Raw genomic sequence first — 23119 nt, forward strand, 5'->3', positions numbered from 1 at the left:
ATTATGATTTCTGTGTTGTTTGTATTCCAGCCTACATGGCTCAGGATTCCTGGTTCCTAAGGAACATCTGGTCAAGGTCAGAGGGCCTCATGAATCCACCGCGAGATAGATTCCGTTGCGAAAATATTTCATGAATGAGAATACAAGGGTAGGTACACGTGACACGGCTGAGGGTCATTTTCCCATAGTTTCTTCAAAAACTCGGACTTTCATTTGGTCCTACTTGAATGAAAGGCTTTGATGATTATGCGACCTCTCCTTTCCATTGTGGTTCCCATTTACAATGAGGAGGAATCCGTCCAGCCTCTCTATGAGGCTATTCGAACCGCATGTGAGCGGAATGGGCAATCTTATGAAATCGTTTTCGCGGATGACGGAAGCCAAGATCGGACATTCGAGTTACTTCAAGCACTCCATCAACAGAACTCTGGGGTCACCGTGATTCGTTTTCGAAAAAATTTTGGACAAACCGCAGCTATGGCCGCCGGATTCAGGGCGGCACGAGGACAGGTCATCATCAGTATGGATGGAGATCTGCAAAATGATCCCACTGATATTCCCCGATTGTTAGAAAAAATACAAGAGGGTTTTGATGTCGTCTGTGGATGGAGAAAGGAAAGAAAGGATAAGTTTTTATCTCGCCGATTTCCTTCTCTCATTGCGAACTGGCTGATCGGCAAGATCACCGGCGTGGCTATTCACGATAACGGTTGTTCCCTGAAAGCTTACCGTGCCTCAATTATTAAACGCGTGGCTTTATATTCTGAACTTCATCGATTTATTCCCGCTATGGCAACCTTGTCCGGAGCGAGAATTGCTGAATTAATTGTGACGCATCATCCAAGGAAATTTGGGACAAGCAAGTATGGAATTTCAAGGGCTTGGCGGGTGTTTTTGGATTTGTTCCTGGTGAAAATGGTGACAGGGTTTGCTGCCAGGCCGGCCTTATGGTTTGGGATCTTAGCCATTCCCGGAGTATTTTTAGGCAGCCTGAGCTTGCTCGGCATGCTATTTTCAGAGGGTATTGGCATTGTATATCCGGCAACAGCATTTTTGCTATTCGCGCTTTCGGGCCATTTACTCACAATGGGAATTCTAGGCGAAATGATCCTCTATGCCGGAGATTACCGTCCGGAACAAATGATATGGAATATTTAACGGGCCGGTATTTCTCGTGGGGATTTCATGATGCCCAGGAAATGATCGCACCAACTCATCAAAAATTGTATGGACCACTGGTCAGGAATAGAACTTGAGCGGGAGTCACCAAAAACCTGTCTGTATTCGTTTGGTAGTTGCCCGTATCGGCATCACGGGTTCAATGTAAGAATCAAAATTTTATGAACGTAATCAAATCACGTTGTATTCCCGGGGGCCTTTTCCCATGACTATTCATAGTCTTGAGACAGAATGTGTTTCTACAGATTCAAAGCCTGTGGCTGTTTCCGTTGTGGTGCCAGTCACTGAACGATGTGATGCCTTAGACCAGATTTATTGTGTGCATGCTGACATTTTACGCAGCCTGGTGCCCTCATTTGAATTTATTTTTGTTTTAGACGAAGGGTTTGAGAAAGCCGCTCAACCTCTTCATGGCCTGGTAGACAAGGGAGAGCCCATTCGAATCGTTCCACTTCAACGACATTTCGGAGAAGCCACTGTCCTTATGGTGGGATTTCAGGAGGCCCGGGCTGACGTCATTATAACTCTGTCGGCGTACTTTCAGACGCTTCCCGAAGGTTTGCATACGGTTATGAGTTACCTCAATAAGGGCTATGATCTGGTTGTGACCCGTCGCTACCCTCGGCAAGATCCCTGGATCAATCGTCTTCAAAATCGAGTCTTCCATTTTGCCATGCGATTGCTAACTGGCGTGCAGTTTTATGATATGAGTTGTAGTCTTCGCGGGATTCGAAAGCATGTGGTCCGCGAAGTGAATCTCTATGGAGATCTGCATCGTTTTCTCCCTCTACTGGCCTATCAACGGGGGTTCCGAGTGGTGGAGCGAGATGTCGCCCAGCATCCAGCGGATCTTCATTCCCGAATGCTACGGCCGGGGGTGTATCTTCGCAGGATCCTCGATATCATTTCCGTTGTGTTTCTATTCAAATTCACCAAAAAACCATTGCGGTTTTTCGGCTTGGTTGGGGCAGGGTTGTTTTCCGGTGGTCTGATTATTTCTCTGGTTTTGGCCATTCAAAAACTTTTTGGTCTCACTGGGCTCACCGATCGCCCACTGTTGATCCTGGGTGTCCTGTTGATGGTACTCGGGGTCCAAACCGCCTCCGTCGGCCTTCTTGGTGAAATGATTGTTTTCACTCATGCCAGGAAGATGAAAGACTACACCATTAAAGATCTCTTAAAGGCAAAACCTTAAGAAGGGTACCCGAATCAATATCGAGTAAGAAAGCGATGGTCTGAAGTTAGGTAAGTCTAACACGATTTCCTGTCACTGGGTTCTTATGAATTTCTCACTGGCTTCCTCTCCAGGTGTATCCATTTCAAAAAGTGAGTTAGGTTGTGCCATTTTTTGTCTTGTCGGTTTTTTAATCGGGATCCTGGCCAGGTTCGATGCGTTAGGCAACTGGTGTCTGGCTGTAGATGAATTTTATATCGCCAAATCGGTGGAACTGATTCAGCAAAAGGGGATCCCGTTATATCCCAGTGGTGGCCTGTACTGGCGAGGGTTGCTCTTTCAGTACTTTGAAGCAGCCAGTACCGGCCTATTCGGGCTAAATGAATATGCGCTTCGATTGCCAGCAGTCCTGTTTAATCTGTTAACGATCCCCCCCCTCTTTTTATTGGGTAGAAAGCGAATTGGAAACGTAGGAGCATTTCTCCTAGTAAGCTTTTTTTGTGTTTCAATTTGGGAAGTGGAATTTGCTCGATTTGCACGAATGTATTCTATGTTTCAATGTGCATTTCTTTGGTTTCTGTATTATTTTCATGAAGGATTTTTTCTTGGCCGGAAGCGGGCGATTCTTTGGTCCTACGCCATTGCTTCCATTAGCACCCTCATCCATGAAGGTGCGATTTTCATGGCTTGTTTATTGTTCCTGCCCCTATTGTTTCGAGGGGTAAGCCTTGTCAATCAGTTGTGGTATGGGATTTGGGCTAGTGCCATTATGCTTTTGAATGTTGTTTCTCCGAAGATGTGGTCGTGGCTTTTTCCAGGAAGTTCGGGAAATCCATACCCACAGGGATTCGCGCTTCCTCAGGAGGGGGGAGGCCCTCTTCTACTTCCAGATCTGTCATTGTGGGAGTCTGTCCTCCTGCGAGGAGATTTTTGGGGTGTGGGATATATGGTACTTGTCCTGATGGGAATAAGCCTCGCCTATATGGGAATGAAAAATTCTTTATGGGATTGGCGGCAAAAAACCCTTGCATTAGCGTTACTCGGAGCTGGCCTAATGCAGTTGTTTGGAGTCATGGTGGGCATTCTGCTGGTTTCCTATTTCACCCAAATCCTTGATCCTCGGATGGTTTTTCGCAAGTCTCTTGAAAGGGGTTTTGCCATATTCCTGGTCTCATGCCTTGGATTCTGGCTTACCGTAGGACTTTTTATAACAACCGGGCATATGGTTATAGAAGGAGGAGAAAGTCTATCTTTGCATAAAATATTTGCCATTGTCTTTCATTATCCAAGGGTCATGGAGGAGTTTGGCTTTCTCTGGTTTAATGTGATGCCCTATTTAATGACGCTTTCATGTCTTTTCGGTTTCCTGGTGTTGTGGGGCCGAAGGAATTCCCAACAATTTGTGACTGAACACTTTCTCCTACTGGTGTTAGTTAGTTGCATCCTCATCTTGGGCGTGATCAATACGATGTACAACTCAACAAGATATTCATTTTTCCTTTATCCATTGATTCTTCTCTTGTGGTTCGAAGGCGCGCTGGCCGGTAAATCGTGGCTGGATCATACGCTATCTCCAAATGCCATTTTGGGAAAAGTCCCTAAGTTTGCGGTAGTACTTTTGGCATTTGGATTATTGCTCTGCTCGGAAGACTTCTCCTTCGCCCATATTATGAATATCGGAAAAGCGGAAGTGAATTTTCGGATGAACGTTTCCGAAGAAGTTTCGGTTCACTACTATCAGCGATCCGATGTTAGAGGTCCAGCCGACTATATTAATGAAGCTTGGAAGCCTGGCGATCTGATTGTAAATGCCGTCCCTTCTTCCTCCTTTTATCTTACTCATGAGAACTACATATTTTATGACGATCAGTCTTCCTTATTTAGGGAGAATTCCCAGGCTCAAGGAACGAAAGACCGATGGGGAAATTTGATTCTGCATAATAAGGACACCGTCCAAAAGGCTGTGCAGGGTAGGAAAGGAGCCGTGTGGATTTTGGCCACACCAAGATACCAAATGATGCTGACTGAATGGGTACAAGAGGCACTAGGTAATAATGTTTCCGGAATTTATAGCACGAACCCAGGTCGGGATAAGCGAATACAGGTGATCACCGTGGTCCGGAATCCGCCTTAATCCTAAGCAAAAGAATGAATTCCTATTCATATTCATTGGTAAGTTTACCCTTAGTGTCGGTTATTGTCCCTGTCTATAATGCTGCCCAATTTTTGCGTGAAACTCTTGAATCGATCTTAGAGCAAACCTATAGGCCATTCGAAATTATTGCCGTGAATGATGGGTCTACAGATTCATCCCTGGAAATCCTGGAGGAATATGCCGATCGAATTCAATGCATTCACCAGGAGAATCAGGGTGTAGCCATTGCTCGGAATGTGGGAGTCGAATGCAGTCTGGGGAGCTATGTTGCCTTTTGTGATGCAGATGATATTTGGTTTCCCCGGAAACTTGAGTGGCAAATGGATATTGTGAAACGACATCCTTGTGTCGGGGTTGTGGCTGGTTTCATGGAGAAAATTGATGAACTGGGTCGAACGCTTGATTCTGATCAAAAACCCTCAGACTTGCATGATCAGCCCATGAATCTCAAGCAGGTCTTACTCATGGAAGGGAATTTGATAGGTATGTCGACCTCTCTAATCAGGAAAGAAATTTTCCAGGAAATTGGGGGATTTCAGCCTGGGAATAAAGACCTCAAAGCAGAAGACTATGATTTGTGGATACGGGCTGCAGGAAAAACAAAAATTTACTTATCTTCTAAATTTGTTGGTCAGTATCGGGTCCTTAAAAATTCAAGAAGCCATGGAAGTCTGAGGAAGGAATATGGAGCACAATTTCAATTATTGCGAATGTACCGAAGTGAATATTCCACTGATTGCTACAAAATACGCAAGGCAAAAATTTATGCCGAATGGGCTGATAGTAGCTTTTTTCAAGGAGAAAGTCATGCCTTAAAGTTGCAAAAAAAGGCCATAACGTTACATCCAACGCACCTATCTTACTATTTTCGGTTCGGCGGAGAACTAGTCAAAATGAAATTGAAGCGCAGTCTGCGCAATTTTCAAGAGAAGATTTCCTTTCGTAAGGACATGAGGTGATTGCATCAACGACATATGACCGTTTGTCCGATTTAGTAGAAGAGCATGGGTGGCGGGATGGTGTCCGAATCACCCTGAATGAGTTGGGTCCGAACGAGCGAACGGCTTTGTTTTGGGAAATCCATCTTGGTGCCCAGACCGCTTGGATGCTGTGGGTGGGAAGGACAAATCAAGATACGGTGTTGAATCTTGATGATTCGATTGGAACCACGACGGTAGCTCTCTCCTATTTGTTTTCACATGTGACAGGAGTATTTCAAGACGAGCCCACGAAACGATGCGCCGTTGCCCGTGCCCGGCAGGATGGCCGCAGTGTTGCGGCGATTTCCATAAATGAGATTAAAGATCAATCCCCTTTTCAGGAAGGCCAGTTTGATTTGATCTGTCTTTCCAATTCCCGTTTTTGGCTTAAGTCCGATGGAGTGGTCTCCCACACGGGAATGATCTATTTATCCAACCTTCTGAAATTTTTAAATCCGAGGGGGATGATCTATTTGGGAATGCGGGAAGATCCATTTTCTCTTCGGTTTGGTATTGGTTCCCAGGAATTATGCCATCAGGGACTTGTCTCCTCATTGGAAGGAAGTCCGTGGAGAGTAGTGACTAGGCTTCAGTTCTATCCTGCTTTTGGTCCTATTGAAACAGTGACTCAGGAGGGGAGTAAGAGATCTTCGGTCAAAGGATGGCGATCCACCCTGAGTAAAATTGTGAAAGGGGAATCATATGGTTTGATTTTAGGGAACTCTTGGTCAAATTCGTCTTCAGGGGTAATCGGGAATATTGCCAGCCAACATGGGATGGAGCCGTCAGATGAAGCTGATATTAGCGTTTTTGTGGGAACGGCCAGTTCGCTTGTAGGGAAACTTCCAGATCGGATTGTCCGATTCCCCTTAGGCAAAGGGGCTACGTCACGTTGTCGTAATAATTATGAGACCCTGCAAGCTTTGCAGGGTCTAAGCCCGGTGGCCATTCCAGCTCCTTCCTGCTCTGGCCGTTTTGGTGATCTGATGTACTTCGAAGAATCCAGGCTGCCGGGGTCTGAGCCAACAGGAGAACAAAAAAGAGCTTGGAGATCTGACAAGATCACGGCACAAGCTTCTCGCTATCTTCTCCAACTTCATGCAAAAACGTTACAGAGGGTGATCCTTGACGACCTGCTCTTTGAAGAGCTGGTGAGCGTTCCTTTTGCAGATTTCATGACCTATTGCAAAGGAACCGATAAAGATGTCTTTGCGAATGTGAAAGCCTTGCTAAAGAAACGGTTGATGGGAAAAGAGACGCTTCTTGTCCAAACCCATGGCGACTTTAAGCGTACGAATTTACTTGTCAATAAAGCCGGAAAGGTGATGGGTTTAATTGATTGGGATTTATCCAGAAAAATGGGATTTCCGTTGATGGATTTGTTGTGGTTTTTAGGGTACGAAATGTATTTGAATGCGCGAATACCATTTTATCAGGCTATTGTACGAGTGGCTTTTGAGGAAGATCTCTTAAAAAATGATTGCGTGCAATCATATTGGCATGCACTCTGTGTTGGAGATGAAAGTTTACAAAAGGTTTATGCGGCCATTCTCCTTCTTTATCAATTCCATGAGCATTTAGATTTTTGGCATAAAGCAGATGAACATTGGTTTTCTCATACCATGACGCCAATTTTGCGTTCTGCTTTCGAGAAAGCTTTAGGTTCGGTTGTCGAGCCACACTACTCCCTTCCGTAAATTTACGAATAGAATTTGTGCAGGCAGAAGTTGGCAGGTTCTCGTCTATGTTCGTTCTTTTGAAATGGATTTATGAATATTCAGTCAGACATGAAACGGTTATTCAAGCATTCTTCCATTTATGCATTAGGAGGGATCATTAATCGTGCCGGAGCGTTTCTTCTTCTTCCGCTGTATACCAGTTATTTGACCCCTTCAGAATATGGGACGCTGGAATTAGTGTATGGCGTCTCTGCGTTAGTTTCTTCTTTGTTGGGTGTTGGTTTGGCACATGCCACCCTCCGATTTTATTTTGAGTTCCAGGATGAGCTGGAACGAAAACATTTGGTGAGTACGACGTTGGTCGGTTCCGGTGTCGTGGCCTGTACTGGGGTAGCCCTGTTGTGGTTTGCGACTCCGATCTTGTCCAGGGTCCTATTTGGGTCATCACAAGAGGCAAGCCTTCTCCAACTTGGCCTTTTGATTCTCATCCTACAATTGTCATCGGAAATTGGCCTTGCCTACTTTCGGGCCAGAGAGTATTCGACCCGGTTTGTTGTCTCTTCCTTTCTGCGGTTGCTCTTACAAGTAGGGTGCAATTATTACTCCGTGGCTATTTTGGGTTGGGGGGTGTGGGGGATCCTTCTGGGAAATCTCATGAGTGTCGGGATATCATGGGGCTATGTCGTTGGCACCACGGTGTATGAATGTGGCCTTCGTTTCCATCAAACGAAATTTCGTCAGGTTCTCGAGTATAGTTTTCCCTTTCTCTTAAGCACCATCGTTAGTGTTGCTGTTCTTTATTCGGATCGTTTTCTCTTAAAGGCTTTATATGGACTTGAAGCGGTTGGGCTTTATGCCTTGGCGTTGAAATTCGTGGAATTGGGCAATGTCCTGGTTCTTGAGCCGTTTAGAAACAGTTATGGATCCTTCCGGTTTTCCATTATGAAAAATGAAAATGTCAAAGATGTACAAGCCAAAATCGTCATCTATATGGCTGCAATGGTTGGGTTATTGGTACTGGGAATTGCAGCATTTTCACCGAGTGTTTTGCGGATCATGACGACTCAGGAATATTGGCCTGCGGAACTCCTTATCCCGATCCTGGCCGCGGGTCTGTTGGTGTCCAGTTTGGGGTACCCGTTTCAAACCGGAATTCTGTATATGAAAAAGACCAAATACCTGTTTTATGTGACCGTTATGGCGGGGATTGTCAAAATCATTTTAAGTATTGCCATGATCCCTAGCATGGGCGCAATAGGGGCAGGTATTGCATTTCTTTTGGCGGAAGTAGTGAGTGTGAGTAGTATGCTGTTCTATTCGCAGCAGCTTTTTCCTGTTCAATATGATTATCAGGTCCTGGGAAAGATTGGCGGGATTTGTGCATTACTATTGGGGTTGATTTGGGGAATCCTTTTCATGAAATACGGCGGATTTTTGGGAGCCGGGGTAGCTATAGTGTTTTGTTACCCTGTTTTGCTCTTATCTGTCGGGTGCTTTAAGCGGGAAGAAGTAGAGGCGGGGTGGCAGTTCGCTCTTCACCGGATAAAGCGGATGATGGGAAAAGCTTAATTAATCCTGTGGTTATGATTTTTCGATTTCTTATATGGCAAGAGGAAAATCGGGCCGAGGAAAAGTTGTGATCGCTCAACCAAAAGTTGCTCACGTGGTCCTGAGTCTTCAACCTGGGGGACTTGAACGGTTGGTCTGTACTCTTGTGAGTTCTCCTGTGCTGTCCTCTTTGCCCACCATCGTCGTCTGTTTGGACGAGCCAGGTGTTCTGGCTCCCGTAGTTGAAAAAGCCGGTTGCCGTATTGTGATGGTTAAGCGCAGGGCAGGCCTTGACGTGGGATTGATAGGTCGTTTGGCCTGGGTGTTTAAGCAGGAGGGAGTGACCGTGGTCCACACCCATAGTCTTGATCCCATGCTGTATGCCGGGTGGGCAGCATGGTTCACTTCTGTTTCAGTCCGCATTCATACACAACATGATACGTGGCTCAGAACTTACAATTGGAAAGAACGCTTGAAGTTTCGTGTGGCTTCAAGGGTCTTTCATAAAATAGTGGGCGTTTCTCAAGAAACCACTCGGGCCTTTGGTCTGTATGGAATCTCCTCTCAGAAGGCGGTAACGATTTTAAACGGCATCGAAGAGAAGAAATTTTCCAGAACACACAAGGAAGCGAAGCACATTACTATTGAGTCAACCCAGGGCTGCACACAAAAGGAATGGGTGGTGGGGAGCGTTGCTCGACTTTCTCCGGAAAAAGGGATTCATCATCTTTTGCACGCCCATGCAATTCTTCGATTACGGGGTCTGCCTATTCGGCTTGTGTTGGTGGGAGACGGGCCACAGCGGAATGATTTGGAAATGCTTGCTCGGACTCTAGGAATTTCTAGAACCGTAGAGTTTATGGGCTATCAAGAACACGTAGAAACGTTCCTTTCCACATTTGACTTTTTTGCTCTTCCGTCTATTACGGAAGGAATTCCCCTTTCATTGTTGGAGGCGATGGCTAATGGCCTTCCCGTCGTGGCGACGAATGTGGGAGGAATTCCCGAGATTGTTGTGCATCAGGAGTCAGGTCTCTTGGTTCCTCCCGGCCAGCCAGAGGCATTAGCGCAAGCTTTAGAACAACTCTTTCGGGATCCCGGTGAAGCCGACCGAATCGCCAAAAATGCTGTGGACCGAATCCGAGCGCGTTTCGGAATGACTGCCATGTCTGAGGCCTATCGATATCTCTATGGGGCAGAACCACCAGCTCAATTTATAAAGAACATCATGAAAGCCAGTCTCCGGATGTTACCACGGAGATGGCTATTATGGCAGGGTGAAGTAACCAATCGTCACATTGCCATAACCTTCGACGATGGCCCGGATCCAATTTACACCCCTCAAATTTTGGAGTTACTCAAAGCCTATGGAGTCACAGCCACCTTTTTTCTTGTTGGTGAAAAGATTGTACAGCACAAAGAGATGGTTGAAAGAATTTTTAAAGAAGGGCATGAAATAGGCAATCATTCCTATACCCATCCTTCTTTCGATTCACTGTCATGGAAGGAATCCGCAGGAGAAATTGAGAAGACGCAGTCTCTTCTTCAAACCATTACTGGACGTCCATGCCAATCATTCCGTCCCCCATTCGGGAAATTATGCTTGGGTTCTCTTGTTGGAGCATGGATAGCAAACATGACCTGTGTCATGTGGAATGTTGATCTCAAAGATTTTCAGGCCACGAGCTCGGGAGAAATTCTTGCTGCACTACAATGCCAACCTCTTCAGCCTGGGGATGTTCTCTTATATCATGGGACTAATCCTCATGCGGTTCAGGCGCTTCCAGTTATATTGGATGCCATCGTTCGCCAGAAATTTGAAACGGTTTCAATTTCTGGGATGATCAGGATTTGATGGAGTGGGACCGATGAAATTTCTCTATCATCACAGAACGCTGGGTCGTGGGGGGGAAGGGGTCCATATTGCCAGTATGGTTCGGGCTCTTGAAACTCTGGGGCACACGACGAAAATGGCTTCCCCCTCTGGTGTGGACCCTCTGGCAATGGCTGGAGATTCGCCAATCGATAAAGGTCAGTCCAAGGTCCAAGGGATAAACCGAATCTGGAGGTTTGTCAGTTGTTGGGTTCCGGATATTGTTTTTGAAATTCTGGAAATCAGTTATAACCTGGTTGTGTTGTTTCGATTGGGGCCTAAATTAAAGCGACGTGGTCAAGATGTGTACTATGAACGATATGCATTTTTCATGTTTATGGGAGTCTTTTTAGCCAAATATTTTGGTTGGCCTGTTTTGCTCGAAGTGAATGAGGTGGTGGGAGTTCAAAGAGCTCGGAACCAGTTGCTTATTCCTGTTTCTAAATGGTTTGAAAAAATGGTATTCAAAAAAGCTGATGTGATTTTCACAGTCTCCAGTTTTTTGAAAGAAGAAGTCTTAAGTCGGAGCGGAAAAGTTGAAGGGGTTTATGTGATTCCCAACGCGATTGATTCCCGAATTCTCGAAAGCCAGGTTACCGGAGAACACATTCGAACGCGTTATACATTCAATGGAAGTATTGTGGTTGGTTTTGCCGGGTGGTTTGATACCTGGGACCGGTTAGATCTGCTGATTGATGTGGTCAGAGAGCTTCATAAGGAATATCCTTTTGTTCGGCTAATGCTGGTGGGTGACGGCCCGATAGCTGATAGGCTCAGGGACCAGGTTCGGCATCATAAATTGGAAGAGGTTGTTTTTTTGACAGGTCCTGTTCCCAGATCTCAAGTTTTATCCTATATCGCTGCAATGGATATCTGTGTCCTGCCAGATTCAAATGTCTTTGGGTCTCCCATTGTCCTGTTTGAGTTTATGGGAATGGGGAAAGCCGTAATTGCGCCGGATCTTCTGCCAATTCGGGATATTATTGAAGATCGAAGGGATGGGTTGATCGTACCACGTGGAGATGCTCTTTCGCTCCGGCAGGCCCTCTCCCTGCTATTGAGCGATAGTGCTCTTCGGATAGAATTAGGTGAGCGGGCCCGCCAAAAAGTTTTGGACAAGCACACCTGGTTTGAGAACGGAAAACGTGTAGAAGGGTTTGCCTCTGCACTCATGGAAAAAAGGTGAGGCGCCTGGTTTCTCCCACCCCGCTATTGCTGTCCACTTAGGATTGTCGGAAGAATTACCGACATAAATATCATACACTTATCTTCAATCAAGTTTAATCTCTCCTTTTCCTTCTTGAGAAAGAGGCTGTCTGGTCACAGGCTCGGCTTGAAGAAAATTGGAGGTGTGGATAAATCTCTACCCCCTGAGAAGGAATCGGGATGAAAATACTATTTTGGGTGGCATTTGGGGCGGTGCTGTATACCTATTTTGGTTATCCCTTTCTTGTTTGGGTCTTCGCACGTCTGAGACCGAGGCCCATTAAGCAAAATGTAATCTTTCCCTCTGTTTCTATGGTTATTGCCGCTTATAACGAAGAAAAAGTCATTGATGCCAAAATGACCAACACGATGGCGTTGGCGTATCCAGAAGATCAGTTAGAGATTATTGTTGTTGCAGATGGGTCGACCGACCAGACGGTGAGTATTGCTCAGTCATATAAAACACAAGGAGTCACTGTCTTGTATCGGCCACTTCGGCAAGGAAAAACGGCTGCCTTGAATCATGCTGTTTCATCGGCAAAGGGGGAGATTATATTTTTTTCTGATGCAAACACAATGTATGAACCAACAGTCATTCAAAAGATCGTACGAAATTTTCATGACCCCTCTGTGGGAGGTGTTTCAGGGCGAAAGGTGATATTGGAGGACACCGCCAGGCAAACCAGTCAAGGGGAAACAGCCTTTTGGAATTATGAAGGCTGGCTCAAATCTGAAGAAAGTCATTTAGGATCGATTGTAGGTGCAGATGGTGAGATCTTTGCCATCCGCAAAAGTCTTTTTTCATCTATGCCGCCAAGCATCGTTCATGACGATATGTTTCTTTCTCTCAAGATCGTTGAAGCGGGCTTTCGAGTCATCTATGAAGAGGAAGCCACTTCAGCAGAATATTCCTCAAAAACTCTTCACGATGAATTTTTCCTCAAGGTTCGCTATGCCTCGGCGGGATATCAAATTCTTTCCGAATTCCGGAGAATGTTTCTTCCCCCAAAGACGACCTTTGCCTTTCAGTTTATTTCTCACAAACTATTTCGTTGGTTGATTCCCTTTTTTCTTTTGGGCATGTTGCTCACTAGTGCAGTAATTCCTTCCCTTTGGTATCAAAGTCTTTTCTGGGGGCAAATCTTCTTTTATCTTGCTGCGGTCTTAGGATGGGTCCTGATGGAAAAACTAGGCCGCACGAATATTTTTTATGTGCCCTTGTATTTCTGTATGGGGAATGCGGCCGCTTTGTATGGATTTTTTCGCCATTTCTTCAGCGCCGGACAGACGAGCCTCTGGCGTAAAGCTGAACGATAGGGATGAAATAACATTGGAGAAATTCTGAGTGTATTTCGTATATGGAGTGTTTACCAGCATTTTGATCCTCCTGGGATTATTCGGAATTGTGTTATATAAAAAGCAGATGCATCAATGGATTGCCAGCTATGTGGCTCGTCAGTTTCGTTCGCGTCCAAGCTTGTCTCAGGAGCCCATTCATATATTTTTTTGTGTTGCGGACCATTATGAACCCGCTGTTGGTGGGGTCCCGTATGAACAGGAATGCGCCAGGGTGGAGAAATGGATGAAACTCTACCCGGCTCTTGCGTCCAAGCATCGGGATGGAAGTGGGCGTTGCCCCCAGCATAGCTTCTTTTTTCCTGCAGAAGAGTATCGCCCCGAACATCTTGACCATCTCGCAGATTTATCCCGAATGGGGTTTGGAGATGTTGAGGTTCACCTCCATCACGATAATGATACAGCCGAAAACCTGCGAAACACACTTCTAGAATTTAAGACGCTCCTCTATGAGAAACACCATCTTCTCCGCAAAAATCCTGAATCAGGAAATATCGAATATGGCTTTATCCATGGAAACTGGGCCTTAGATAATAGTGGTTGGGCAGGAAAATGGTGTGGCGTGAATAATGAGATTACCATTCTTCGTGAGACGGGATGTTATGCGGACTTCACTTTTCCTTCCGCCCCCGATGAAACACAGGTTCAAACGATTAATTCGCTGTATTATGCCACAGATGATCCTTTGCAACCGAAATCCCATAATGCGGGTATCTCGGTTGAAGTTGGCAAAAAAGCCTGCGGAGATTTAATGCTGATCCAGGGTCCATTAGGATTGAATTGGAAGGCTCGAAAATTAGGATTTCTTCCCAGGATTGAAAATGGTGAACTGTCGGGTGATAACCCCCCCTCCAACGATCGCGTCGATCTTTGGATCAAGACTCATATTCATGTGCAAGGACAACCCAATTGGATCTTTGTGAAGCTTCATACACATGGCGCCTCTGAACCAAACATGGACGTTCTCCTTGGAGAGCCTATGGATCGTATGTGGACGTATCTGGAGACCACCTATAATGATGGAAGGAGATATTGTCTTCATTATGTCACTGCCTATGAGTTATTTCAGATGGTGAAGGCTGCGGAAAGCAGAGCCATGAGTGATCCGACTCACTATTTGGAAAAAATTCGTGAGTTTCAGGCAACACAACATGCTGAATAACGTCAATTAAATAACCAACGTATTCAATCCTGAAAAGCCACAAAGGATTTCATTCATACTTTATGGTCAAAGAAGAAACCGCAGCGATAGACCCTGTGGACTCCATTGAGCCCAATCGAATTTCTGGGACCGGGCCTATACCCTCACCCCTGTCTTTCCTTCTTTATATTTACTTTATCACTCTCTATCTACGGCCCCAAGACTGGGTTCCGTTTATGCTGAATTGGCCTGTTGATTATATTATTTTTGCCTTTTTGCTCGGTGGCTCTGTTTTCCAATTGGATGGATGGCAGCGTTTGGGCAAATTGCCATTATTGTATGTGTTGATGGTCTGGCTTGTTGTGATCATCTTGTCAAACCTCGCGCAAGGTGGGGAAGGATCCTGGTATGCCAGGGCGGCTTTCACTGAATATTCAAAATCCTTTCTTATTTTTATGTGTTTGTTTATTTTTCTGACCTCAACTGGACAAATCCGCCGCCTGATCTGGTTTCAAATTATCTTATCAGGGCTTCTCGCCTACCAGTGCATTGATCAAGTGGCTACCGGCGTCGGGTGGGCCGGGCAACTTCTTGGTTGGGATGATGGACATGGCGGGCGTGCAAAATGGGTTGGACTTTGGGATGGAATGAATGTCCTGGCGTTGCTGTTTGTTATTTCCTTCCCTTTTCTCATCCAATTTATGTTCTCTCCCTGGAACATCTTCGTTCGGATTATTTCCTTCCTTTTTGCCATACTTATTTTTCAAGGCCTTCTTTTGACCCAATCACGGGGAGGGTTGCTGGCGTCCGTGGTTTCGTTATTTGCTTCCCTGGTATTACGGTTTAAGCCGCGTACTGCGTTGATCCTCGGTGCTATTGTTCTGGTTTTGGCTGCCCCGTTGGTTGGGTTTCTCACAACACGTGGGCTTGATGATAGTGATGGGAGTAAGTCTGCGGCTCATCGTGTAGACCTATGGGCGGCGGGGCTGGAGATGGCTAAGGAAAATCCGGTCTTTGGAGTAGGCAAAATGCGGTTTAAAGGCTCTGCCAGACATAAAACGGGTCTTAGCCTGATCGCCCATAATTCATATGTCGAAAATCTTGGAGAAACAGGCTTTCCTGGCCTATTTGTCTATATCGCCTTATCTTATCTTTCCATAAAAGGTCTGTGGCATGTTTCGAAGCAAGTCTCCGATCCTAAGGATCGCTCACTCGCTCTGGCCCTTTTAGCGAGTATTTGTTCGTATGCGGCCACCTCCATGTTTGTGACGACGGATTTTATACTTTTTTATGTACAGCTTGGGATTGCTGCAGCTTTTTGTTCATTAAATGGATTTAATCCCACGTTGACTCTTAAAGATTTCTTTTTGATTGCCCTTTTAGAAGTTGGATTTGTACTGTTTCTTCGATTATTTACTGCACTGTTTTTTGCCGGCGCGATGTCATAAATTTTTCTTTGGAGTCAATCGCTATGTGTGCCATATGTGGTGTGGTGAAGATTGGGGATGGTGAACCCGTCGAACAAGGTCTTCTTGTGCAGATGAGGGATTCCATGGTTCATCGGGGCCCTGATTCCGCGGGATTATTCTTGAATAAGCATGTGGGATTTGGACACCGACGACTAAAAATTATTGATTTACATGCTGGCGCACAGCCTATGTTTAATGAGGATGGGACGATTGCGGTTGTCTACAATGGCGAAATTTACAACTTTCTTGAATTGCGGGACCGCCTAATAGCTAAGGGGCATACCTTTCAAACGCGGTGTGATACTGAAGTCATCGTTCATGCCTATGAGGAATACGGAATTGACTGTCCCAAATGGTTTGACGGGATGTTTGCCTTTGCACTATATGATGCCAACAACAATTCGGTCTTTCTTGCCCGGGATCGGGTTGGAATAAAACCACTCTATTTCTACGTGGATCAGCATCAGTTTCTTTTTGCTTCTGAAGTTCGGGCTATTCTCAATGTGCTGGACCATCAACCATCGGCCAATATTGCCGCTTTGGACTTTTACGTGTCGGTGGGGTATGTCCCCGGGCAAACAACACTATTTCAAGGTATCCAAAAACTTCTTCCAGGGTATGGTTTACATCTTCAAGATGGGCAAGTGACTCTTTCTCAGTATTGGGATCTCAGGGATGGCCCTCCCAGAGCCGTTTCATTGGAGAAAGCTCAAGAGCAATACGCGGAATTACTTCAAAAAAGTATAAAAATGAGCCTGATGAGCGATGTCCCGTTGGGTGTCTTTTTGAGTGGAGGTATTGATTCCAGTGCGGTTGTTGCAGGAATGAGCCAATTTATCACCGAACCGGTCAAGACATTTTCTGTTGGATATCGTGATGATCGGGGTGCCAGCGAACTTCCCTATGCCAAACTTATTGCGAACAAATTTCATACGGATCACCACGAGTATATCCTTGAGTCAGAGGAATTTTTTACCTCATTGGACCTGTTACTTGAGTATACGGAAGAACCCATTGTGGAAAGTGCGGCTATTGCACTTTTTCACCTCTCCCGGTTGGCCAAAGAGCATGTGACCGTTATTCTCTCAGGAGAAGGGAGTGACGAGATTTTGGCCGGCTATCCCTTGTACCCCATTATGGGAATGCTTGATCGAATTCATCGAGTTTTTGGATATGTTCCAATCTGGATTCTTGATTGTCTGTCGACGCTCGCCAAGGGAAATGAAAAATACACAAAATATGTTGATTGGATGCGAATGCCTCTCCCCAAACGCTATCGAGGAATCTCTAACGATGTGACACCGAGTATAAAGGGAGCAATGTATCAACCTGACTTTGCCTCTCGTTTAGGCCACAATTCCGATGTGTTTTTTGAGCATCTCTTTGGCACCCTAACCCACAGTTCATCATTGAGGAAAATGGGTTATGTGGACATCAAGTCGTGGTTGCCGGATGACCTTTTGGTCAAAGCGGATAAAATGACGATGGCCAATTCCCTTGAACTCCGTGTTCCATTTTTGGATCACCATCTGCTTGAGTTTGCCATGTCGTTGCCTGATGAGTATCGTTTGAAAGGGTGGGATGGGAAGTTTCTCCTAAAAAAAATTATGGAGAAATCCCTACCTCATGAGATCATTTATCGGAAGAAGAAAGGATTTCCCGTGCCGGTGGCAAAGTGGTTTAGGGAAAATCTTTATCACCAGGTTCGTCATGTCTTGCTGGACAGCAAAAGTCTCACACGAAATTACTTTCAAGAGTCGTATATTGATAATGCCTTGAGGCGACATCGGGAGGGAAAGGAAGATTTGAGCCGAAGGCTGTTTTCCCTTGTCGCTTTGGAAATGTGGCACAAGAAATACATTGATTGATCTCTCTCTTTATTGATAGTTGCTCTGCTTGATATGCCACCGTCTTTAAAAGTTCTGTTTATTTCCCAGATTTTTCCGACTCCCGTGAATCCAACAAAGGGAGTCTTCAGCCAACAACTTGTTCAAGGTTTAATGGACTATTGCGATGTCCGCGTCGTTTGCCCACAACCCTGGTTTCCCAGGCTCCCTCGATGGAAATTTTTGGAGAGATGGCATGGATATTCCTTAATCCCAACTCAATATGATGTCGATCGTATACCCGTCTTGAGTCCGAAATATCCGTTTATTCCTAAACTAGGTGACCGGTACCATAGTTTCCTGTTCTTCCTAGGGCTTGTTCGATACGCGTACGCCCTGAGACGGCGTTTTCGATTTGATGTGATCAATGCTCATTGGCTTTATCCTGATGGAGTGGCTGCTGCCCGGCTTGCCAGAATCGTGGGGGTACCCTTGGTACTATCAGGTCTCGGGTGTGATGTGAATATGTTTTTGTTTGAAAAACGGAAGAGAGGGTCGATTCTTCGGGCCCTGAAACAAGCTTCTCAGGTCACAGTCGTTTCAGAAGAATTGAAAGCTCACCTGTTGGGCGTAGGGATAAATCATGAGCATGTCACGGTTATTCGTAATGGCGTCAATAAACAATTATTCTATCCAAGGGATCAGACTGAATGTGTGAGCATGCTTGGACTTCCTCAAAGGTGTCCTTGCGTCGTATTTGTCGGAAGATTGGCAGAAGAGGAAGAAAAGGGTCTTCGGTATCTAATTGAGGCCTTTCAAAAACTTGTTCGAGTGAGAAAGTTAATAACCCTGTATGTTATCGGGGATGGCCCCATGCTCAAACCGTATAAAAATCTTGTCCACGATCAGGGCCTTCAAGAGCAGATTCAGTTTGTTGGTGCCAAGGCACATCAGGACATTCCTCTATGGATAGGCGCTTGTGATGTTTTTTGTTTGCCGAGTCTTCGTGAGGGATGTCCCAATGTGGTTCTAGAGGCATTATCCTGTGGCCGTCCAGTGGTTGCATCCGAAGTGGGTGATATTCCCAATCTCATTCGGAAAGACAATGGATTACTTGTTGAGCCTGGCAATAGTCACCAGTTGTGTGAGGCATTGGAAAATGCCCTGGCAAGAAAATGGAATCAAGTTGAAATTTGCCGATCTGTCAGTACCCTAACCTGGAATGCCGCCGCATCCCAATATTATTCCGTGCTCCACCGCGCCTGTTCTGTTGTGTGATTTCTTCCGGATAGATGGAGGTATTTCTTGTAAGAGGGAGGTGCAGCAAGTCGTTCAAGGCTGCTTGCTGCACCAGGTTGGCCATCTTATTGAATGGTGAGCGAAAGGCCTTTGGGGGGAGCCGGGGGAATCGTATCTGAAGTACCACCACCATTTGCATATTCTGCTGGAAGAGGGTTCCCAAGATATTCCCAAATATAATGTGTGAGGGATGCTTTACCGCAGAATCCTCGTGTTACATTTGCACAGAGGTCCGCCTTGATCCGTGCTTCATTGGGGAATGGCCAGAGATTTTCGTTGGTTAAGGTGCCATTCTGATAACGTTTGATGATTGTCGCGCCAATATCTCCACCATCAGAAGCCGCCCCCTTATTTGGTGTCCCCGTTTCCGCCCGTAGCAGATATTTTAAACCTGGTTGTATACTGGAATCGTGGGGACCAGGACTTGCCCCGTTATAATTAGGACTATTCGAATAGACGTTATTATAATCTGAGGAAACCGACCCATTGATTCCACTATTTGAATTATTGTGGATGAGGCTATTTTTGAGGGAGACATTAGTCACCTGATTGCCGCCGCCACCGAAATAGGTCCCATAAGATCCCCCACCCAATGTGACATGGTTGAGGGCGGTGTTGCTGCTCTTTCGGGGAACTGTAATGGCGTATACATTCCCCCACGACACAACATTTTCGAATCGGTTATTGTTATTGACTGCCCCTCCCGACTCAGAAGCCAGACCGTTCCCCACATTATTGAGGCTAATCATACCAAGAATGACGTTATTGGATGAGCCAGTATATGGAGCGGTGTCGCCATTGCTATTGCCGGCAAGCAAAATCCCACCACGATCTCCTCCTCCTGTGGCAGTCGTCCCATCCAGGAGAATGACATTCTCCAGCAGGCTGTCATAGGTATTGTATAAACTCATGTTGAATTTCGGGTCACCGGGCTTGTAGTCCAAACCATCCCAACGATCCCATCGAAGCACAGCCCGCCGCACCGTCACTTTTGTCCCTCCATAGACACTCAGGACATATCGGCCAGGCCCCCAGCCCCACACCTCCTCGAATAACGAGTCACGAATGCGGGCCAAGCTCCAAACATTATTGTTCGTGTTCACTGCACTCCCAAATGCACCGGTGCGGCGAATGGTAATATTATTGATTTGGTTGGTTAAGGATGTCCCATCTGGTGATTGGATGGAAACGGCAGGTCTTTCACCAGAATTCTGGATGCGGAGTCCTTCGATGACTATATGATGGGTGCCCGCTTGGCGGATGTCAATTCCGGAACGAACGCCTGCACCATCAATGACGGCCTTGCCATCGTGTTCTGCCTGAATTATTGTGGGTGAGGTTGTTGACCCGCTTGGGGGATTCGTGATGGTGCTCCCTTCATAATTATACTGACCATCCTTGAAGATATACGTGTGGCTCCCTCCCTTCGAAAAGGCATGCGAGAGCGTGTAATAAGGGTTCTGGCTGGTACCATTGCCAAGGACATTACTTCCTGTGGGGGATATATAATAGGTAGCAGCAAGGCTCTGAGTGGCATTCAGCAAGAAAAATGCTGCGAGTAGCGGCCAACAGAGTGTTGCTGGATTTGTTGCATGTCGGCTTTTCATGGTTTTCTCCTTTTGATGCTATGCCGTGACGACCCTGAAATTACTTACGCATAGGAATTTAATTGATGATATAGGTAGTAGACGTATTTTCTTATAGTTCTCTATGAAATTGGTTTTCAGCCCGTGACTGGTTATGTTTCGGTAACATAAAAAAAAGCTTTAGGAGGTTATTTTTTGGGAATTTTTTTCAACTTTAACCATGCTATAGGCGGAAAGCTCAACCTTTTTGCCAGACGAAGATTTTGAAAAAATCATACTGTGTCTGGTTGGAGTTACTATGGCGACTCCGCCTAACCTGGGAATTTGTGGTTAGTCATAGGTATATGTGCTTTGTTCAGGCATCAAAATAACGGTTGAAGTCGAAATAGCTCAGCAATAGACTGGATGGCTCTTTTACGGGAATGATTAAGTCTAAACGCGTCTCGATTTGCTGCCTTGTAATACAAGCATTATTTAGTAAAATTCCGTAAGCCAAAATATATCCAGGAAGACTTGTAACTGTTGATTTATTGTTGCGCCTTCTCAAGGGACAGGGATGAAGAACGTGATTCAAAATCACTTTTCTTATCTCATTTGTTGATCACTTCCAAACTCCCCTAATACTTTATGTATATGACCGAGTTTTTTGTAATCGAACCGCTGCCCCTATCCATGGCCGAGGAAGGGGCTGTTCCCGGAATCATCCAGCCTGCGGTCTTGGATTCCCCACTCCGATAACTGTTGTTGATTGAGCGAAGGATACTCAATAGGTCGCGACTGCATCCTGGCAAGTGAAAAGGTTATGCGGGATTGGATTATTATTTGGGTTAGCCACTACCCTGGCACCATGTTTTTTCCCTCATTAGGTCCCTCCGAAAGTAAGTGAATGATTGGTACTGTATCAAGGAGAGCATTCCTCGCACGCTGATAAGTCACCGTTCGAATGTGTCTTACTGCTACTAAAATTATTGTTGGTATTTTCACCAGGTTTCAACCAGATGCTTTCACACCCTGAGGTTTCTGTAAGGGTGGTGGGGTTGGTTATTCTCCCATGGAAATGCTTGCTACCACCCTGTTCTTGGATTTGTTATCTGTAAGGAAAATTTTCCTATTATCTTTTTCCGTTATATTTCTGGTTATTTCCTCAATGGTGGTTCATGGATCACCCATCCTAAGGTTTGATAATAACGGAATACATGCTCAGGCTATTTCCGGCATTGCCACTGCTGACATTCCCCCCGAGGGTAATGGTCCCCGCAGGAAAGGTCCGTACAAACAGACTGAGAGTCGTATCCGAGGTCACAAGATTTGTGCCGGTATCGGTAAAGGTATTCAACCACGCAGGTTTCGGGCTTATGCGATCACCATGGGCGACATACACGGACACGGGTTGATTGACCGTAAAGCTGAGGAAGTTGATATTGGTCGCTGCTTTGTCATCATTCGCCGTTCGGATATATGCCCCACCCTGCACGAGAGTGGGAATTGTGGAAAAGGTATAGCTGCGGTCGATGTAGACTGTTCCCCCAGCTTGGAGGCCTGAGGTGGGTACGACATACCCTTTTCCACTTGACACGTTCAGATTGGAAATATTGAGTGTTGAAGTGGGTGGGGGAGGTGGCGCGGTGGTATTGCTCACGGTGACCGTGCGGGTAGCGGAGGTCGTATTCCCCGCGGCATCGCGGGCAATAGCCGTGAGGGTGTAGGAGCCATTCGGGACTGTGGTGGTATTCCAGCTGGTGCTATAGGGATTAGTCGTATCTTCAGCCCCGAGGTTTGCGCCCTGGAGGCGGAACTGCACGCCTATGACGCCAACATTATCATTGGCATTGGCTGTGATGGTCACCGAGCCAGATACGGTACCCGCGCTAGGAGCCGTCAGTGTGACGGTCGGGGAAGTGGTGTCACCCCCACTGGTGGGAAGTACGTCCAATTTCCCAATCACATAGATGTTTTGAGTGGTATTTGAAGTCGACAAGCTACCCCAGTCAATGACTGCTGACTGGTCGGTTCCTGTAATTGTCCAGCCTATGGTGTTGTTGCCGCCATTCCTATATACCGTCGGGTTCCCATTCGGGACCCAAAAGGTCACAAACACATCCTGTCCGGCGATTAGGTCAAAAGGGATTGGGTCACTGGTTAGCGTGCCGCCGGCAGGGACGGTGCCGCCCGCATTCCAGGTCCCCCCGAAGGTCAGTTGGCGATGGGTGCTGTTCACGCCATTGAGGGTTGTGCCATCTCGCCTTACCAGGGAGACCCGTTGGACGGTGTAATTACCCGAGGAGCGGCCCTGCAAGGTGAGTTGGACCGTCGTGCCATTAGTCGTGATAGAACTCCCTTTGAGCAAGATCCGAATACTCCGATTATCCCAACTTGAATTGTTCCAACTGGCACCAGGATTTTGTGCGGCGGCCGTCCAGGCGGTTACCGGTGCTCCTCCGCCTGATGGTGGCGATGGGCTTGTATTGCTCACGGTGACCGTGCGGGTAGCGGAGGTCGTGGTATTCCCCGCGGCATCGCGGGCAATAGCCGTGAGGGTGTAGGAGCCATTCGGGACAGTGGTGGTATTCCAGCTGGTGCTATAGGGATTAGTCGTATCTTCAGCCCCGAGGTTCGCGCCCTGGAGACGGAATTGGACGCCTGTAACA

General features: G+C 46.2%; 15 protein-coding genes. 13 read left to right on the forward strand and 2 right to left on the reverse strand.

The window, feature by feature from the left end; translation table 11 throughout:
• The first annotated feature begins 240 nt into the window (after nt 1-240).
• The 13 genes from ACTRXD_RS13800 (at nt 241) to ACTRXD_RS13860 (ending at nt 18864) form a co-directional block, all read left to right on the forward strand.
• Nucleotides 241-1158, forward strand: coding sequence for a glycosyltransferase family 2 protein (locus ACTRXD_RS13800; RefSeq protein ID WP_442432369.1), 918 nt, complete (start codon nt 241-243; stop codon nt 1156-1158).
• 226 nt (nt 1159-1384) lie between these two features.
• Nucleotides 1385-2374 carry a glycosyltransferase gene (locus ACTRXD_RS13805; RefSeq protein WP_442432370.1) on the forward strand — a complete coding sequence of 330 codons (990 nt, stop codon included), beginning with the start codon at nt 1385-1387 and terminating at the stop codon, nt 2372-2374.
• A gap of 85 nt (nt 2375-2459) precedes the next feature.
• Nucleotides 2460-4487, forward strand: a complete 2028-nt coding sequence (locus ACTRXD_RS13810; protein ID WP_442432371.1) for an ArnT family glycosyltransferase — start codon at nt 2460-2462, stop codon at nt 4485-4487.
• A gap of 14 nt (nt 4488-4501) precedes the next feature.
• Entirely contained in the window at nt 4502-5467 is a 966-nt protein-coding gene (locus ACTRXD_RS13815) for a glycosyltransferase family 2 protein (protein WP_442432372.1), read from the forward strand.
• Entirely contained in the window at nt 5464-7185 is a 1722-nt protein-coding gene (locus tag ACTRXD_RS13820) for an aminoglycoside phosphotransferase family protein (RefSeq protein ID WP_442432373.1), read from the forward strand. The genes ACTRXD_RS13815 and ACTRXD_RS13820 overlap by 4 nt, the downstream gene beginning before the upstream one ends.
• Before the next feature lie 90 nt (nt 7186-7275).
• Nucleotides 7276-8736, forward strand: coding sequence for a lipopolysaccharide biosynthesis protein (locus ACTRXD_RS13825; RefSeq protein ID WP_442432374.1), 1461 nt, complete (start codon nt 7276-7278; stop codon nt 8734-8736).
• Between the two features lie 67 nt (nt 8737-8803).
• On the forward strand, nt 8804-10570 hold the full coding sequence (locus ACTRXD_RS13830) for a glycosyltransferase (protein WP_442432375.1): 1767 nt from the start codon (nt 8804-8806) through the stop codon (nt 10568-10570).
• A 13-nt stretch (nt 10571-10583) separates the two neighbouring features.
• Nucleotides 10584-11774, forward strand: coding sequence for a glycosyltransferase (locus tag ACTRXD_RS13835; RefSeq protein WP_442432376.1), 1191 nt, complete (start codon nt 10584-10586; stop codon nt 11772-11774).
• A gap of 200 nt (nt 11775-11974) precedes the next feature.
• A complete protein-coding gene (locus tag ACTRXD_RS13840; RefSeq protein ID WP_442432377.1) occupies nt 11975-13111 on the forward strand; it encodes a glycosyltransferase family 2 protein in 1137 nt (378 codons plus the stop codon).
• Nucleotides 13112-13139: 28 nt separating this feature from the next.
• Nucleotides 13140-14312, forward strand: coding sequence for a hypothetical protein (locus ACTRXD_RS13845; RefSeq protein ID WP_442432378.1), 1173 nt, complete (start codon nt 13140-13142; stop codon nt 14310-14312).
• Between the two features lie 62 nt (nt 14313-14374).
• Nucleotides 14375-15739 (forward strand): O-antigen ligase family protein, encoded by a 1365-nt coding sequence (locus tag ACTRXD_RS13850; protein ID WP_442432379.1) that lies wholly within the window; start codon nt 14375-14377, stop codon nt 15737-15739.
• Between the two features lie 23 nt (nt 15740-15762).
• A complete protein-coding gene (gene asnB, locus ACTRXD_RS13855; RefSeq protein ID WP_442432380.1) occupies nt 15763-17628 on the forward strand; it encodes an asparagine synthase (glutamine-hydrolyzing) in 1866 nt (621 codons plus the stop codon).
• Between the two features lie 33 nt (nt 17629-17661).
• Nucleotides 17662-18864 (forward strand): glycosyltransferase family 4 protein, encoded by a 1203-nt coding sequence (locus ACTRXD_RS13860; RefSeq protein ID WP_442432381.1) that lies wholly within the window; start codon nt 17662-17664, stop codon nt 18862-18864.
• Nucleotides 18865-18950: 86 nt separating this feature from the next.
• Here ACTRXD_RS13860 and ACTRXD_RS13865 read toward each other — a convergent pair whose 3' ends face one another.
• Together ACTRXD_RS13865 and ACTRXD_RS13870 are read right to left on the reverse strand one after the other, a co-directional pair.
• On the reverse strand, nt 18951-20492 hold the full coding sequence (locus ACTRXD_RS13865) for a hypothetical protein (RefSeq protein WP_442432382.1): 1542 nt from the start codon (nt 20490-20492) through the stop codon (nt 18951-18953).
• A gap of 1150 nt (nt 20493-21642) precedes the next feature.
• Nucleotides 21643-23119: Ig-like domain-containing protein (locus ACTRXD_RS13870; RefSeq protein ID WP_442432383.1), on the reverse strand; the 1477-nt coding region annotated here is incomplete at its 5' end.

The sequence above is a fragment of the Nitrospira sp. T9 genome (assembly GCF_052156535.1).
In the GTDB taxonomy this organism is placed as follows: domain Bacteria; phylum Nitrospirota; class Nitrospiria; order Nitrospirales; family UBA8639; genus Nitrospira_E.

What these genes read in the sequence shown, in the direction of transcription:
- ACTRXD_RS13815 (WP_442432372.1), top strand. Translation starts at nt 4,502, where the DNA reads ATGAATTCCTATTCATATTCATTGGTAAGTTTACCCTTAGTGTCGGTT.
- ACTRXD_RS13835 (WP_442432376.1), top strand. Translation starts at nt 10,584, where the DNA reads ATGAAATTTCTCTATCATCACAGAACGCTGGGTCGTGGGGGGGAAGGG.
- ACTRXD_RS13860 (WP_442432381.1), top strand. Translation starts at nt 17,662, where the DNA reads ATGCCACCGTCTTTAAAAGTTCTGTTTATTTCCCAGATTTTTCCGACT.
- ACTRXD_RS13840 (WP_442432377.1), top strand. Translation starts at nt 11,975, where the DNA reads ATGAAAATACTATTTTGGGTGGCATTTGGGGCGGTGCTGTATACCTAT.
- ACTRXD_RS13865 (WP_442432382.1), bottom strand. Translation starts at nt 20,492, where the DNA reads ATGAAAAGCCGACATGCAACAAATCCAGCAACACTCTGTTGGCCGCTA.
- ACTRXD_RS13805 (WP_442432370.1), top strand. Translation starts at nt 1,385, where the DNA reads ATGACTATTCATAGTCTTGAGACAGAATGTGTTTCTACAGATTCAAAG.
- ACTRXD_RS13810 (WP_442432371.1), top strand. Translation starts at nt 2,460, where the DNA reads ATGAATTTCTCACTGGCTTCCTCTCCAGGTGTATCCATTTCAAAAAGT.
- ACTRXD_RS13850 (WP_442432379.1), top strand. Translation starts at nt 14,375, where the DNA reads ATGGTCAAAGAAGAAACCGCAGCGATAGACCCTGTGGACTCCATTGAG.
- ACTRXD_RS13825 (WP_442432374.1), top strand. Translation starts at nt 7,276, where the DNA reads ATGAAACGGTTATTCAAGCATTCTTCCATTTATGCATTAGGAGGGATC.
- asnB (WP_442432380.1), top strand. Translation starts at nt 15,763, where the DNA reads ATGTGTGCCATATGTGGTGTGGTGAAGATTGGGGATGGTGAACCCGTC.
- ACTRXD_RS13800 (WP_442432369.1), top strand. Translation starts at nt 241, where the DNA reads ATGATTATGCGACCTCTCCTTTCCATTGTGGTTCCCATTTACAATGAG.